Annotated in this window: 15 protein-coding genes; 12 read left to right on the forward strand and 3 right to left on the reverse strand. The window is 66.1% G+C overall.

Annotation, left to right across the window (positions count from 1 at the left end):
- Window positions 1–224 precede the first annotated feature (224 nt).
- A complete protein-coding gene (locus tag A9X01_RS01210) occupies window positions 225–1,160 on the forward strand; it encodes a type IV toxin-antitoxin system AbiEi family antitoxin (protein WP_065118921.1) in 936 nt (311 codons plus the stop codon).
- Here A9X01_RS01210 and A9X01_RS01215 read toward each other — a convergent pair.
- Window positions 1,157–3,073 (reverse strand): neutral ceramidase, encoded by a 1,917-nt coding sequence (locus A9X01_RS01215; RefSeq protein WP_065118922.1) that lies wholly within the window; start codon window positions 3,071–3,073, stop codon window positions 1,157–1,159. The genes A9X01_RS01210 and A9X01_RS01215 overlap by 4 nt on opposite strands.
- A gap of 62 nt (window positions 3,074–3,135) precedes the next feature.
- Here A9X01_RS01215 and A9X01_RS01220 point away from each other — a divergent pair, with 62 nt between their 5' ends.
- From A9X01_RS01220 to A9X01_RS01240, 5 genes are all read left to right on the forward strand, one after another.
- Window positions 3,136–3,888: a deoxyribonuclease IV gene (locus tag A9X01_RS01220; RefSeq protein ID WP_065118923.1), complete on the forward strand. Its 753-nt coding sequence runs from the start codon at window positions 3,136–3,138 to the stop codon at window positions 3,886–3,888.
- 65 nt (window positions 3,889–3,953) lie between these two features.
- Window positions 3,954–5,582 (forward strand): acyl-CoA dehydrogenase family protein, encoded by a 1,629-nt coding sequence (locus A9X01_RS01225; RefSeq protein ID WP_065118924.1) that lies wholly within the window; start codon window positions 3,954–3,956, stop codon window positions 5,580–5,582.
- Window positions 5,583–5,632: 50 nt separating this feature from the next.
- Window positions 5,633–6,571 (forward strand): crotonase/enoyl-CoA hydratase family protein, encoded by a 939-nt coding sequence (locus A9X01_RS01230; RefSeq protein WP_065118925.1) that lies wholly within the window; start codon window positions 5,633–5,635, stop codon window positions 6,569–6,571.
- Window positions 6,572–6,586: 15 nt separating this feature from the next.
- Window positions 6,587–7,315: a PaaX family transcriptional regulator C-terminal domain-containing protein gene (locus tag A9X01_RS01235; protein WP_155771862.1), complete on the forward strand. Its 729-nt coding sequence runs from the start codon at window positions 6,587–6,589 to the stop codon at window positions 7,313–7,315.
- Window positions 7,312–8,100: a crotonase/enoyl-CoA hydratase family protein gene (locus A9X01_RS01240; RefSeq protein ID WP_065118927.1), complete on the forward strand. Its 789-nt coding sequence runs from the start codon at window positions 7,312–7,314 to the stop codon at window positions 8,098–8,100. Before A9X01_RS01235 ends, A9X01_RS01240 begins: the two co-directional genes overlap by 4 nt.
- Window positions 8,101–8,105: 5 nt before the next feature.
- On the opposite strand, the gene A9X01_RS01245 is transcribed toward A9X01_RS01240, so the two are convergent.
- Together A9X01_RS01245 and A9X01_RS01250 are read right to left on the reverse strand one after the other, a co-directional pair.
- Complete coding sequence (locus tag A9X01_RS01245) at window positions 8,106–8,588, reverse strand: DUF3060 domain-containing protein (RefSeq protein WP_065118928.1); 483 nt, start codon at window positions 8,586–8,588, stop codon at window positions 8,106–8,108.
- A gap of 56 nt (window positions 8,589–8,644) precedes the next feature.
- A complete protein-coding gene (locus A9X01_RS01250) occupies window positions 8,645–8,944 on the reverse strand; it encodes a DUF3060 domain-containing protein (protein WP_081282143.1) in 300 nt (99 codons plus the stop codon).
- 303 nt (window positions 8,945–9,247) lie between these two features.
- On the opposite strand from A9X01_RS01250, the gene A9X01_RS01255 reads away from it, so the two are divergent.
- The 6 genes from A9X01_RS01255 to A9X01_RS01280 all read left to right on the forward strand — a co-directional run bounded on the left by A9X01_RS01255 (window position 9,248) and on the right by A9X01_RS01280 (window position 15,558).
- On the forward strand, window positions 9,248–9,892 hold the full coding sequence (locus tag A9X01_RS01255) for a TetR/AcrR family transcriptional regulator (RefSeq protein ID WP_065118930.1): 645 nt from the start codon (window positions 9,248–9,250) through the stop codon (window positions 9,890–9,892).
- 287 nt (window positions 9,893–10,179) lie between these two features.
- Window positions 10,180–10,554, forward strand: a complete 375-nt coding sequence (rpsL, locus tag A9X01_RS01260; RefSeq protein ID WP_007767794.1) for a 30S ribosomal protein S12 — start codon at window positions 10,180–10,182, stop codon at window positions 10,552–10,554.
- Entirely contained in the window at window positions 10,554–11,024 is a 471-nt protein-coding gene (gene rpsG / locus A9X01_RS01265) for a 30S ribosomal protein S7 (RefSeq protein ID WP_036352615.1), read from the forward strand. The genes rpsL and rpsG overlap by 1 nt, the downstream gene beginning before the upstream one ends.
- 72 nt (window positions 11,025–11,096) lie before the next feature.
- Window positions 11,097–13,202: an elongation factor G gene (fusA, locus tag A9X01_RS01270; RefSeq protein WP_065118931.1), complete on the forward strand. Its 2,106-nt coding sequence runs from the start codon at window positions 11,097–11,099 to the stop codon at window positions 13,200–13,202.
- A gap of 159 nt (window positions 13,203–13,361) precedes the next feature.
- A complete protein-coding gene (tuf, locus tag A9X01_RS01275) occupies window positions 13,362–14,552 on the forward strand; it encodes an elongation factor Tu (RefSeq protein WP_036352621.1) in 1,191 nt (396 codons plus the stop codon).
- A gap of 199 nt (window positions 14,553–14,751) precedes the next feature.
- On the forward strand, window positions 14,752–15,558 hold the full coding sequence (locus A9X01_RS01280) for an SHOCT domain-containing protein (RefSeq protein ID WP_065118932.1): 807 nt from the start codon (window positions 14,752–14,754) through the stop codon (window positions 15,556–15,558).
- Window positions 15,559–15,562: the final 4 nt, after the last annotated feature.

A 15,562-nucleotide genomic window follows, 5' to 3' on the forward strand; every position in this document is an offset into this window, starting at 1 on the left:
TCCCGGGGCCCGCGACGCTTGTTTATACCCGACCGTGGTAGCGCTGGGTAGCGCTGAGTAGCGCGCCCCCCCCAAAACCCCCCCCCCCCCCCGGGGGGGGGGGGGCTTTTGCGTCTGCTCGCAAGCGGGTGCCCCCAGCTCGCGCATCCCCACCCGCGCGCCTATCCACAGCTAGCGCTACTTAGCCCGCTGCGCGCCAACAACTCTCGCGCACTTGCGACACCATGCCGCAGGTGAACGTCGAACAGGCTCTGCCGGACTACAACGGACTCCTCACCACCGCCCAACTCCTGACCACCCTGACCCGCAAGCAACTGGCCGGACTCGTCAAGGCAGGCAAGCTGATTCGCATCTGCCGCGGCGTTTACAGCTTCAGCGCACCTGATGCGCTGGGCAGACTGGCGTCGCTGGACCTGCTGGCCCGCGAGCCGATCGTCGCCTGCATGGGTACCGCCGCGGCACTCTATGGCTTCGACACCGAGAACACGTCGCGGCTTCATATCCTCGATCCGGGCGTGCGCATGCGGCCCTCGGCGAATCTCATGGTGCACCAACGGATCGGCGCGCCCCTGCGTCGGGTAGAGGGGCGGCTCGCGACCGCCCCCGCCTGGACGGCGATCGAGGTCGCGCGCACGCTGCGGCGGCCGCGCGGCCTAGCCACGCTGGATGCCGCCATGCACATCCGGGCATGCACCAGAAATGAACTCGACGCCGTCATGCGCGAGCACAAGGGCCGGCGCGGCATCGTCCAGGTGCGGGAGCTGATCGGCTACGCCGACGGCCGGGCCGAGTCACCGATGGAAAGTGAGGCGCGCCTGGTGTTCATCGACAACCAGGTCCCTACGCCAGAATTGCAGTACACCATCGTCGATTACTACGGCGAAGTATGGCGAGTCGACTTCGCCTGGCCGGACGCCATGTTGGTGGCCGAGTACGACAGCGTGCAGTGGCACCAGGGCCGCAAAGCGTTGGTGCACGACCGGCTGAAAACGGCGCGGTTGCAAGAGTGCGGTTGGCTGACGGTCCCGATTACCGTCGAAGACGTCCGCGGCGACCCCGTCGGGCTTTCGGACCGGGTCAAGTTCCACTTGGCGAGCAGACGCGTAAGCCCCCGACACGCCGTGCGTGCGGGGGCTTTCGCGTCTGCTCGCGCAACCTAGGCGACCGTGAATTCGTGAGTTGTCGCCAGGAACGGCTGCAGCCTACGGTGGCTGTCCCGGGCCATGCCGTGGTGCGCGATCCGATACGTTCCCGGCGTCGCATCAGTCGGGATGTCCCAGGTGATCTTCACCCGCGACCCGCTGCGGCCGTCGCGCTGCCACCGGAACGTCGTGCACCAGTCTCCGTCGTCGGCGACCCGCACCCACTGGTCACCGTCGAGGCGGAGCACCTCGACGTAGGTCCGGTTGCGGTGCAGGTCGTTGTTGGGATGGGCGCTGACGAATACCGCTTCGGCGGTCGTGCCGCGCCGGCAGGTACCGGTGGGCTCGGCCAGGATCGAGCCGAACGAGCCGGTGTCGGCACGAATGTCGCGTAGCCAGCTGCGCGGCTTGTGCGGCCTCGGCCCGGATCCGGGATCAACCGGACGACCGTCGCGCATCGCTTCGGCCAGCCCGGCCACCGTCTGCATCAACGCCGGCAGCTCCCATCTGCCGAACAAGGTGCTGCCACCCTCGTAGCGCTGTTCCAGATACTCCTCGGGCGTGGTCACATAGTGGATGTAGGCGTTGCAGTAGCCCACGCACAGCACATCATTCAGCTCCGCGCCGACGATCGAAGCCACCGTACGACGCAGCCGCAGTCCCGAGACGATCGTCGGCTCACCGGGGATACCGATCAGATAGAGCCGCCCGATCCGCAGCAGATGCACCGGCACGATCTCCTGCACAAACGGCTGCAGCCGGTTGATCAGGTGAGCGGGCACCACGATGCCTTTCGGGGCGTGTGCCGCCCGCAGTCGCGCCGACAACCGGTAGATTCCACCGGAAACCTTGTCCCAGAACGGGTTCCGCCCTTGCCGGAAGCCTCGGAACCCCTCGCCTTCGTCGGTGCCCGCCATTGTTGCGGCGGCGATCTGCGCGCGTCCAGTCTGGCGCTCTTGTCCGTCGGGGGTGTATTCACCACGGACCCGCACCGCGCCAAGGTCGACGTAGGTGAAGCGGGAGTCCACGCCGGTGCCGATCGGTGTGCCGCTATCCAACTGCGAGAACGCGTCCTGGAACTGGGACATCCCGATGCGCTCGGTGTTGGCCAGTTCGTCGGCCACTGTCGAAGGGCCGTAGGCGATGGGCCCGTCGACGTGGGGACTCATGTCGCCCGCATTGGTCTGTGCGAACGCGGCGATGAGATCGGGCTGTCCGTCGAGGTAGTCGGCTGCGCCGACGGTGCGTTCCCAGTGGTAGGCCGCGAAGCCCTTGTTGTCGCTGGACACCAGGACGTTGCGGTTGGTCATGCTGGTGCCGTGCGTGGCGAAGAAGTGGACGGCGCCGACGGTGCGGTCGTCGCGATCGATGCGCACCAGCGTGGTGAGCGGGTCGATGCGGCCAGGAAAGAAATCCTTGTCCTGCACAGGGTTCCGGTCGAACGACGAGGGCGACCGGTTGATGCTGGCGTCGCGCAGCTCGCCGTGCGACAACGTCACCTCTGCGGGCGCGACGTCGTCGTGGGCGTACCGCACCGCCTCGACGATCCCGTCGACGATCGCTCCGAACGTCGCGGGCCGAAACCCGCTCGTCGACAAGTTGTAGAGCAGGTGTCCGCAATAGCCACCCGGCCCCGAGTGGGTGTGCGTGGTCGTAATGACGGTGTTTTGGGCGGTGTAGGTGCTGCCGTACGAAGCGGACAACCGGCGCAGCACCTCGTCGGTGACGTTCTGCATCGGTAGCGGTAGCTCGGCCACCACCAACAGGACCCGCGATTTCCCGTCATCGAAGACGAACGCGCGCGCTCGCAACCGAAGGTGGATGCCAGCGGTGCGCTGCTCGGTCTTGCCGTAGCCGAGCATGCCGCATTCCGTGGCCTCTCCGGTGATGTCAGCGATGCCCCGTCCCACTGAAAGGCCCACAGACACCATCGCCCGTCCTCCATCCTGTTGGCTACGGACTCACACCCTATGCGCATCACTAAACTGGCCAAGTGCTTATCGGTTCGCATGTTCGTGGAGACGATCCCCTGGCCGCGGCCGCCGCAGACGGTGCCGACGCGGTGCAGTTTTTCCTCGGTAACCCGCAAAGCTGGAAAAAACCCAAGCCGCGCGAGGACGCCGAGACGTTGAAAGCGTCCAACATCCCGCTGTATGTACATGCGCCCTATCTGATCAACGTGGCCTCGGCCAACAACCGCATCAGGATCCCGTCGCGCAAGATTCTGCAGGACACCTGCGACGCGGCCGCCGAGATCAATGCGACGGCGGTGATCGTGCATGGCGGCCACGCGGACGACAACGACATGGAGGCCGGTTTCGACCGGTGGGTCAAGGCGTTGAAATACCTGGAAACCGATGTGCAGGTCTATCTGGAGAACACCGCGGGCGGGGACCACGCGATGGCCCGCTACTTCGACACCATCGGCCGGCTGTGGGACCACATCGGCGACACCGGCATCGGCTTCTGTCTGGACACCTGCCATGCCTGGGCGGCGGGAGAGGCGCTGGTCGACGCCGTCGAGCGGATCAAGGCACTGACCGGGCGCATCGACTTGGTGCACTGCAACGACTCTCGGGACGCGGCCGGCTCGGGTGCCGACCGGCACGCCAACTTCGGCACCGGCCAGATCGACCCCGAGTTGTTGGTCGCCGTCGTCACCGCCGCGGACGCGCCCGTGATCTGCGAGACCGCCGACGAGGGCCGCAAGGACGACATCGCCTTCCTGCGCGAGCACACCGACTGATCGAGTAGATCACCGCGCCATTACATCCTCTTGTGCGGTTGTCGGGAAAATGTAACATGGGGGCTATGCCAGATACGCACGTCGTCACCAACCAGGTTCCGCCCCTCGAGAACCACAACCCGGCCACCTCGGCGGTCCTCATGGAGGCCCTGATCCGCGAAGGCGGCCAATGGGGCGTGGACGAGGTGACCGAACTCGGTGCCATCAACGGCAGCGCGCAGGCCCAGCGCTGGGGCGAACTGGCCGACCGCAACCGTCCGGTGCTGCACACCCACGACCGGGTCGGGCACCGCATCGACGAGGTCGAGTACGACCCCGCCTATCACGAGCTGATGCGCACAGCCATCGCCCACGGCCTCCACGCAGCGCCCTGGGCCGACGACCGGCCGGGGTCGCACGTGGTGCGCGCCGCCAAGACATCGGTGTGGACGGTGGAGCCGGGCCATATCTGCCCGATCTCGATGACATACGCCGTCGTCCCCGCGCTCCGCTTCAACCCGGAACTCGCCGCGGTGTACGAGCCGCTGCTGACGAGTCGCGAATACGACCCGGAACTGAAGCTGGCCGCGACGAAGGCCGGCATCACCGCGGGCATGTCGATGACCGAGAAGCAGGGTGGCTCCGATGTGCGGGCCGGCACCACCGAGGCCACCCCCAATGGGGACGGCACCTACAGCCTGCGGGGCCACAAGTGGTTCACCTCTGCACCGATGTGCGACATCTTCCTGGTGCTGGCTCAGGCGCCGGGCGGGCTGTCGTGCTTCATGCTGCCGCGCATCCTGCCCGACGGCACCCGCAACCGGATGTTCCTGCAGCGACTCAAGGACAAGCTCGGCAACCACGCCAACGCGTCCAGCGAGGTCGAGTACGACGGCGCCACCGCCTGGCTGGTCGGGGAGGAGGGTCGCGGTGTCCCGACCATCATCGAGATGGTCAACCTGACCCGGCTGGACTGCACCCTGGGCAGCGCGACCAGCATGCGCACCGGTCTGACCCGCGCCATCTACCACGCGCAGCACCGAAAGGCCTTCGGCGCGTACCTCATTGATCAACCGTTGATGCGCAACGTGCTGGCCGACCTAGCCGTCGAGGCCGAGGCCGCGACCATCGTGGCCATGCGGATGGCCGGTGCCACCGACAGGGCGGTACGCGGCGACCAGCGGGAGGCGCTGCTGCGCCGCATCGGGCTGGCGGCCAGCAAGTACTGGGTATGCAAGCGCTCCACCCCGCATGCCGCCGAAGCGCTCGAGTGCCTGGGCGGCAACGGCTACGTCGAAGACTCCGGCATGCCGCGGCTCTACCGTGAAGCCCCGTTGATGGGGATCTGGGAAGGTTCGGGCAACGTGAGCGCGCTGGACACCTTGCGCGCCATGGCTACTCGGCCCGAATCCGTCGAGGTGCTGTTCGACGAGTTGGCGCAGAGTGCCGGTCAGGATGCCCGGCAGGATGCGCACGTGACGCGGTTGCGTGACCAGCTCGCCGACCTGGAGACGATCCAGTACCGCGCCCGCAAGGTCGCCGAGGACATCTGCTTGGCGTTGCAGGGGTCGCTGCTGGTGCGTCACGGGCATCCTGCGGTTGCCGAGGCGTTCCTGGCCACCCGGCTCGGCGGTCAGTGGGGCGGAGCGTTCGGCACGATGCCGGCCGGTCTGGATCTGGCGCCGATTATCGAGCGTGCTCTAGTTAAGGGATGACTTGCGCCGGCGACGATGCAGAGCGTCAGCGATGAGGAGGAGCGGCGCCCATGACCCACGCAATCAGGCCGGTTGATTTCGACAACCTGAAAACGATGACCTACGAGGTCACCGACCGGGTAGCGCGTATCACCTTCAACCGGCCTGAAAAGGGCAACGCGATCGTGGCCGACACCCCGCTCGAGTTGTCGGCGCTGGTCGAGCGGGCCGACCTCGACCCCAACGTGCACGTCATCTTGGTTTCCGGTCGGGGCGAAGGTTTCTGCGCGGGTTTCGACCTGTCCGCCTACGCGGACCGGACCGGCTCGGCGGGTGGCGAGGGCAGCTACCGCGGCACCGTCCTGGACGGGAAGACCCAGGGCGTCAACCATCTGCCGAACCAGCCGTGGGACCCGATGATCGACTATCAGATGATGAGCCGGTTCGTGCGCGGCTTCTCCAGCCTGATGCACGCCGACAAACCCACCGTCGTCAAGATTCACGGCTATTGCGTGGCCGGCGGCACCGACATCGCGCTGCACGCCGACCAGGTGATCGCGGCCGCCGACGCCAAGATCGGTTACCCCCCGACCCGGGTCTGGGGTGTGCCGGCCGCCGGCCTATGGGCACACCGGCTCGGCGACCAGCGCGCCAAACGCTTGCTGTTCACCGGTGACTGCATCACCGGGGCACAGGCCGCGGAATGGGGATTGGCGGTCGAAGCCCCCGACCCGCAGGATCTCGACGAGCGCACCGAACGGCTGGTGGCCAGGATCGCGGCCCTGCCGGTGAACCAGCTGATCATGATCAAGCTCGCGCTGAACGCCCCTCTGCTGCAACAAGGTGTCGTCACCAGCCGGATGGTCAGCACCGTGTTCGACGGCGTCGCTCGCCACACTCCCGAGGGGCACGCATTCGTGGCCGACGCGGTCGAACACGGCTTCCGCGAGGCGGTCCGGCACCGCGACGAGCCGTTCGGTGATTACGGCCGAAAAGCGTCCGAGGTGTAGCAGATGCCTAAATCGCTGGCCCGCATGACCGCACGGTCGGTGGTGCTCAGCGTGCTGTTGGGCGCCCACCCCGCCTGGGCCAGTGCCGCCGAATTGATCAAGCTGACAGCCGATTTCGGTATCAAGGAACCGACCCTACGGGTGGCGCTGACCCGCATGGTCAGCGCCGGTGACCTGGTCCGCTCCGCCGACGGCTACCGGCTCTCGGATCGGCTGCTGGCCCGCCAGCGCCGCCAGGACGAGGCCATGCGCCCGCCCACCCGAGCCTGGAACGGGTCGTGGCACCTGGTGGTCGTCACCAGTGTCGGCACCGACCCCCGCGCCCGCGCCGCCCTGCGAAACCATATGCACGGCAAGCGGTTCGGTGAGTTACGGGAGGGCGTCTGGATGCGTCCGGACAACATCGAGCTGGACCTCAACCCCGATGTGCAGGGCCGGGTGCGGGTACTGCACGCACGAGACGACGCCCCGGCCGCGTTGGCCAAGCAATTGTGGGACCTGACCGAGTGGGCACAGGTTGGGCACCGGCTGCTCGACGAAATCACCACTGCGGCAAGCGTTCCGGAGCGATTCACGGTGGCCGCCGCCATGGTGCGCCACCTGCTCACCGACCCGATGCTGCCCGACCAACTGCTGCCGGCTGATTGGCCCGGCGCCCGGTTGCGCGCGGCCTACCACGACTTCGCCACCGAACTCGCGGAACGCCGCGATGTGGCGGACCAACAATTACAGGAGGCGACATGAGTGATCTGGTGCGTGTCGAGCGCGACGGTCCGGTGACCACGGTGACCATCACCCGACCGGAGGCGCGCAACGCGGTCAACGGCCCTACGGCCGCCGCGCTCTACACCGCGTTCGACCAGTTCGACCGCGACGAATCCGCGTCGGTTGCGGTGCTGTGCGGCGAGGGCGGAACCTTTTGCGCGGGAGCCGATTTGAAGGCCTTCGGCACCCCGCAGGCCAACGCCGTGCACCGCACCGGCCCTGGTCCGATGGGGCCGTCGCGGATGATGTTGTCCAAACCGGTGATCGCCGCGGTCACCGGCTACGCCGTGGCCGGCGGCCTGGAGCTGGCACTGTGGTGCGACCTTCGGGTAGCCGAGGAGGACGCCGTGTTCGGGGTGTTCTGCCGTCGTTGGGGCGTGCCGCTGATCGACGGCGGCACCGTCCGGTTGCCCCGGCTGATCGGGCACAGCCGCGCGATGGACCTGATCCTCACCGGCCGCGCCGTAAAGGCCGACGAGGCGTTGGCCATCGGACTGGCCAACCGGGTAGCGCCCAAAGGCCAAGGCCTTCGAGCGGCCCAAGAGCTGGCGGCCCAGCTGGCGGCACTGCCGCAACAGTGCCTGCGCTCCGACCGGCTCTCGGCGCTACACCAGTGGGGACTGCCCGAGTCCGCCGCAATGGACCTCGAATTCGCCAGCATCTCCCGGGTGGCCGGAGAGGCACTCGAGGGTGCTGGCCGATTCGCGGCCGGGGCCGGCCGGCACGGCGCACCGGCCACTAATGGGAACACCAACGCAAACTAGGCGCGTCAGCCCTTCTTGATCTCGTTGCTCGAGCCGCCGACGTTGTCCACCTTCGGCTCGCCGTCCTTATAGGTGACGGTGTTGTCGAGACCGAGCACGGTGATCTTGCTGGTGACCTTGTCGATGGTGATCTTGTTGCCCTTGCCCAGGATGCGCACCGATTCGCAACTGCCCGTCACGGTCAGGGTGTTGTCCGAACCGGCCACGTTCAGCGACTTGCCGTCCGCGCAATCCAGGGAGGCGGTCGTGCCCATCGAGCCGTAGGTCAGCGTGTTGCCGATTTCGACCGAGGCGGTGGTGGTCGCGCTGCCCGACGACGACGGCTCGGCGGTGCCGCTACTGGTCGCCGACGTCGACGACTTGGTCGAGGAGGTGCTGGAGGTGGAGCCCGCGGGCGGGCCGGCCGTCGAACTGCAACCGGCCAGCCCGAGCGTGGCCACGGCGACGGCCGCCGCGGCGATACGTAGTGCAGGGATATTGACACGCACGGTTTTGTTCCTCCCGGTATTTGCCTGCGGTGGTTGCCGATCGATGGCTAGGTGACTCAGGGGCCTACTCGTGCAATCCGGTTGGTCATGCCCAACTCTCGGCCACGATCCCAGATGACCGGATCGCCGTTGTGGAAGAACACCGTCCCGTCGTAGCCGTACACGGTGATGTCGTTGATGACGGTGTCGGCGATGACCGTGTTGGAGCTGCCCATCATGGTCACCGCCCAGCAGGTGCCCTTCGCGGTGACGGTGTTGTTGGTCCCGTTCACCAACAGGGTGGCGTCGTTGCAGTCGATGACCGTGTCCAGGCCCTGCCCGGTGATGTGCGTGTCGCCGTTTTTGGCCTGCGCCATTGGCGCCGGGGCGGCGGGCGCGGCAGCGAGGGCGGCGACCAGAACAGCCAGCGTCCCGACAGCGGTTGTGCGATTCACTGCGGCCCCCCTTCATTGGGCGGGTGACGGCTCCGGGCACTGATGGAGACCTCGAATGAGATTACGTGTATTTGCCCGTGGGAGGACAGTCCCTCGCACATTTTCCGCCGACACTGACCGGCCGTCGCGCCGATTACCACGCGCGCCGCGTCCGCTCCGCCGGAGGCCTTCAACTAGAGTCATTAGTTGACCCAGGCCGGTAAGCCAACCGAAGGGCGAAGCGTCATGGCAGCTCAACCGGAACCACCGTCAGCCGGTGGCCGTCCGCGGGGAGCCAAAGGCGGCGTCCGCCAGGCCAAGCTGAGCCGCGAAGGCATCGTCGACGGTGCGCTGACGTTCCTGGACCGGGAGGGCTGGGATTCGCTGACGATCAACGCGCTGGCAACCCAGCTCGGCACCAAGGGGCCCTCGCTGTACAACCACGTCGACAGCCTCGAGGACCTGCGCCGCGCGGTGCGAATCCGGGTGATCGACGACATCATCACGATGCTCAACCGGGTGGGGGAGGGCCGCGCCCGCGACGACGCCGTGCTGGTGATGGCGGGCGCCTACCGCAGCTACGCGCACCATCACCCCGGCCGGTACTCGGCGTTCACCCGCATGCCGCTGGGCGGCGACGACCCCGAGTACGCGGAGGCGACCCGGGGGGCGGCCGCGCCCGTCATCGCGGTGTTGTCGTCCTACGGTCTCGACGGCGACGAGGCGTTCTACGCGGCGCTGGAATTCTGGTCGGCCCTGCACGGGTTCGTGTTGCTCGAAATGACCGGAGTGATGGACGAAATCGACACCGACGCGGTGTTCACCGACATGGTGTTGCGGCTGGCGGCCGGGATGGACCGGCGCACCGCGCCGGCACCGGACCGGTCGTAGTCTGGGCCGCTGGTCAGGTCTCTGAGGGACCGGATTCCACCGCTTTGACCTGCCTCACCCGTGCCAGGTATTGTGGTACCTCGTGCCTGGCGGCCTACGGCGCCTGAACTTGGGGGCGTAAACAGCCGGGCCAATTCGCGTGTCCACGATGCAACGGATTCGGTTCCGGGCAACCGCATGCGACACGCCCGACCTCGGGATACTTCGGTTATTCCGGGGAGGGGCATAACTGCAGTACAGGAACTTTTAGAAACGCATTTCGAACGCACAACACAGAAAGCCGGTAGATGCCAACCATTCAGCAGCTGGTCCGCAAGGGTCGCCGGGACAAGGTCGCCAAGGTCAAGACCGCGGCCCTGAAGGGCAGCCCGCAGCGCCGTGGCGTGTGCACCCGCGTGTACACCACCACTCCGAAGAAGCCGAACTCGGCGCTTCGGAAGGTCGCCCGTGTGAAGCTGACCAGCCAGGTTGAGGTCACGGCGTACATCCCGGGCGAGGGCCACAACCTGCAGGAGCACTCGATGGTGCTGGTGCGTGGCGGCCGAGTGAAGGACCTGCCCGGTGTGCGTTACAAGATCATCCGCGGTTCGCTCGACACCCAGGGCGTGAAGAACCGCAAGCAGGCTCGCAGCCGTTACGGCGCCAAGAAGGAGAAGAGCTAATGCCGCGCAAGGGGCCCGCACCCAAGCGTCCGTTGGTCAACGACCCCGTCTACGGGTCGCAGCTGGTCACCCAGCTGGTGAACAAAGTTCTGCTGAAGGGGAAGAAATCGCTGGCTGAGCGCATTGTTTATGGTGCGCTCGAGCAGGCCCGCGACAAGACCGGCACCGATCCCGTCATCACCCTCAAGCGCGCCCTCGACAACGTCAAGCCCGCACTGGAGGTGCGTAGCCGCCGCGTCGGTGGTGCCACCTACCAGGTGCCCGTCGAGGTGCGTCCGGACCGGTCCACCACGCTGGCACTGCGCTGGCTCGTCAGCTTCTCGCGGCAGCGCCGGGAGAAGACGATGGTCGAGCGTCTGGCCAACGAGATCCTGGATGCCAGCAACGGCCTGGGCGCCTCCGTCAAGCGGCGTGAGGACACCCACAAGATGGCCGAGGCAAACCGCGCCTTCGCGCACTACCGCTGGTGACGGGCACCAGCTGACCACGCTGGGCGCACACACTAGCGAACTGACAAGCAACGAAAGAGTGGGAAGACTTCTGTGGCACAGAAGGACGTTCTGACAGACCTGAGCAAGGTCCGCAACATCGGCATCATGGCGCACATCGATGCCGGCAAGACGACGACTACCGAGCGCATCCTCTACTACACCGGCATCAGCTACAAGATCGGTGAGGTGCACGACGGTGCCGCCACCATGGACTGGATGGAGCAGGAGCAGGAGCGTGGTATCACCATCACCTCCGCCGCCACCACCACGTTCTGGAAAGACCACCAGATCAACTTGATCGACACCCCCGGGCACGTCGACTTCACCGTGGAAGTGGAGCGCTCGCTGCGGGTGCTGGACGGCGCGGTCGCGGTGTTCGACGGCAAGGAGGGCGTCGAGCCGCAGTCCGAGCAGGTCTGGCGGCAGGCCGACAAGTACGACGTGCCTCGCATCTGCTTCGTCAACAAGATGGACAAGATCGGCGCGGACTTCTACTTCTCGGTGCGCACCATGGAGGAGCGCCTCGGGGCCAACGTGATCCCGATTCAGCTGCCGATCGGCTCGGAGAGCGAGTTCGAGGGCATCGTCGACCTGGTCGAGATGAACGCCAAGGTGTGGCGTGGCGAGACCAAGCTCGGCGAGACCTACGACACCGTCGAGATCCCCGCCGACCTGGCCGACAAGGCCGAGGAGTACCGCACCAAGCTGATCGAAGCGGTCGCCGAGACCGACGAGGAGCTGCTGGAGAAGTACCTCGGCGGTGAAGAACTCACGATTGCCGAGATCAAGGGCGCGATCCGCAAGCTGACGATCAGCTCGGAGGCGTACCCGGTGCTGTGCGGCAGCGCGTTCAAGAACAAGGGCGTGCAGCCCATGCTGGACGCCGTCGTCGACTACCTGCCCTCGCCGCTCGACGTGCCGGCGGCCACCGGCCACGTTCCGGGCAACGAAGAGGAAGAGGTGACCCGCAAGCCGTCGACCGATGAGCCGTTCTCGGCGCTGGCGTTCAAGGTGGCCGCGCACCCGTTCTTCGGCAAGCTGACCTACGTCCGGGTGTACTCGGGCAAGGTCGACTCCGGCTCGCAGGTCATCAACGCCACCAAGGGCAAGAAGGAGCGGCTGGGCAAGCTGTTCCAGATGCACTCCAACAAGGAGAACCCGGTGGACACGGCGTCGGCCGGCCACATCTACGCGGTGATCGGGCTCAAGGACACCACCACCGGTGACACCCTGTGCGACCCGAACAACCAGGTCGTGCTGGAGTCGATGACGTTCCCCGATCCAGTCATCGAGGTCGCCATCGAGCCCAAGACCAAGAGCGACCAGGAGAAGCTGAGCCTGTCGATCCAGAAGCTCGCCGAGGAGGACCCCACCTTCAAGGTGCACCTGGACCAGGAGACCGGCCAGACCGTGATCGGCGGCATGGGCGAGTTGCACCTGGACATCCTGGTGGACCGCATGCGCCGCGAGTTCAAGGTCGAGGCCAACGTCGGCAAGCCGCAGGTGGCCTACAAGGAGACCATCCGCCGGAAGGTGGACAACGTCGAGTTCACCCACAAGAAGCAGACGGGTGGATCCGGCCAGTTCGCCAAGGTGCAGATCTCCTTGGAGCCTTTCACCAGCGAAGACGGCGCCACCTACGAGTTCGAGAGCAAGGTCACCGGTGGACGCATCCCGCGGGAGTACATCCCGTCGGTGGATGCGGGTGCACAGGACGCCATGCAGTACGGCGTGCTGGCCGGCTACCCGCTGGTGAACCTGAAGGTCACCCTGCTCGACGGGGCCTTCCACGAGGTCGACTCGTCTGAGATGGCGTTCAAGATCGCGGGTTCGCAGGTGCTGAAAAAGGCTGCCGCGCAAGCTCAGCCGGTGATCCTGGAACCGATCATGGCCGTCGAGGTCACCACACCCGAGGACTACATGGGTGACGTGATCGGCGACCTGAACTCTCGCCGTGGCCAGATCCAGGCCATGGAGGAGCGTGCCGGCGCGCGCGTCGTCAAAGCGCACGTGCCACTGTCGGAGATGTTCGGTTATGTCGGGGACCTACGGTCCAAGACGCAAGGCCGGGCAAACTACTCCATGGTGTTCGACTCATACGCCGAAGTGCCGGCGAACGTGTCGAAGGAGATCATCGCGAAGGCGACGGGCGAGTAGGCGTGAGCCGACGAGTGAGGAGCCGAGCAATGGATAACGCGAAGGCGACCGGCGAGTAGTCCGGCCCCTGCGAGTAGGCTGACGCGGTTAGTACCGCGGCAAATTTCAGAAAAATCAACACTGCTTTTATAAGCACCAACAGTCCAGGAGGACACAGAAGTGGCGAAGGCGAAGTTCCAGCGGACCAAGCCCCACGTCAACATCGGGACCATCGGTCACGTTGACCACGGCAAGACCACCCTGACCGCGGCTATCACCAAGGTCCTGCACGACAAGTACCCGGACCTGAACGAGTCCAAGGCGTTCGACCAGATCGACAACGCGCCTGAGGAGCGTCAGCGCGGTATCACGATCAACATCGCGCACGTCGAGTACCAGACCGAGAAGCGTCACTACGCGCACGTCGACGCCCCCGGCCACGCCGACTACATCAAGAACATGATCACCGGTGCCGCCCAGATGGACGGCGCGATCCTGGTGGTCGCCGCGACCGACGGCCCGATGCCGCAGACGCGGGAGCACGTGCTGCTCGCCCGCCAGGTCGGCGTGCCCTACATCCTGGTCGCGCTGAACAAGTCGGACGCGGTCGACGACGAGGAGCTGCTCGAGCTCGTCGAGCTGGAGGTCCGCGAGCTGCTGGCCGCCCAGGAGTTCGACGAGGAAGCCCCGGTCGTGCGGGTCTCGGCGCTCAAGGCGCTCGAGGGCGACGCGACCTGGGTCAAGTCGGTTGAGGACCTGATGGACGCGGTGGACGAGTCGATTCCGGACCCGGTCCGCGACACCGACAAGCCGTTCCTGATGCCCGTCGAAGACGTTTTCACCATCACCGGCCGCGGCACCGTGGTCACCGGTCGTGTGGAGCGTGGCGTGGTCAACGTGAACGAGGAAGTCGAGATCGTCGGCATCCGCCCGACCAGCACCAAGACCACGGTCACCGGTGTGGAGATGTTCCGCAAGCTGCTCGACCAGGGTCAGGCCGGTGACAACGTCGGTCTGCTGCTGCGTGGTGTCAAGCGTGAGGACGTCGAGCGCGGTCAGGTTGTCATCAAGCCCGGCACCACCACGCCGCACACCGAGTTCGAGGGCCAGGTCTACATCCTGTCCAAGGACGAGGGCGGCCGGCACACGCCGTTCTTCAACAACTACCGTCCGCAGTTCTACTTCCGCACCACGGACGTGACCGGTGTGGTGACGCTGCCGGAGGGCACCGAAATGGTGATGCCCGGTGACAACACCAACATCTCGGTGAAGCTGATCCAGCCCGTCGCCATGGACGACGGTCTGCGGTTCGCGATCCGTGAGGGTGGCCGCACCGTCGGCGCCGGCCGGGTCACCAAGATCATCAAGTAGTTCCTAGCGCGACCAGACGCAAAAGCCCCCGCACGCACGGCGTGTCGGGGGCTTTTGCGTCTGCTCGCGCAAGGGCGGCCGGCCCAGTGCGGGCGTTGCGTAATTGGGTTTGCCCGACCAGCTGAGATTGTTGTGACCGGTAGCCCCCGAGTTGGGGCTAATGTGAATCAACTTTCGGGCTATACGAGGAGAAATTCACATGCTGGCGCGGTACATCAAAATGCAGTTGCTGGTGCTGTTGTGCGGCGGTTTGGTTGGGCCGATCTTCCTGATCGTGTACTTCACGCTCGGGTTCGGCGAGTTGCTGTCCTGGATGTTCTATGTCGGCCTGCTTGTCACGATCATCGACGTGCTGGTCGCGATCGGGTTGACCTATTGGAGCGTCAACACCTCCGCCAAGAACGAGCAACTCGAACAGACCGGAGTGCTGGCGCTGGCGCAGATCACCGGTCTCACCGAGACCGGTACCCGGATCAACGACCAGCCGATGGTGAAAGTGCACCTGCACATCGCCGGACCCGGCATCGCACCGTTCGACACTGAGGACCGGGTCATCGCCAGCGTGACGCGGCTGGGTAACCTGACCGCCCGGAAACTGGTGGTGGTGGTCGATCCCACCACCAACCAGTACCGAATCGACTGGGAGCGAAGCGCATTGGTCAATGGGCTGGTGCCGGCCCAGTTCACCCTTGCCGAGGACAATAAGACTTACGATCTCAGTGGTCAGGCCGAACCGTTGATGGAGATCCTGCAGATCCTCAAGGCCAACAACATCCCGCTCAACCGCATGGTCGATATCCGGTCGAACCCCGCGCTGCGCCAACAGATCCAGGCCGTCGTCCGGCGCGCAGCCGAGCGGCAGCAGGCTGGAGCCGGCGCTGCGCCGGTCGCCCCGCAGGCCTCGATCGGGGACCGGCTGCAGGAGTTGGAGTCGCTGCGCGCCAGCGGTGCGCTCAACGACCAGGAGTACGCCAGCCGGCGGGCGCAGATCATCGCCGAAATCTAGCCGC

It is taken from the genome of Mycobacterium asiaticum (assembly GCF_001668675.1).
Taxonomy (GTDB): Bacteria; Actinomycetota; Actinomycetes; order Mycobacteriales; family Mycobacteriaceae; genus Mycobacterium; species Mycobacterium asiaticum_D.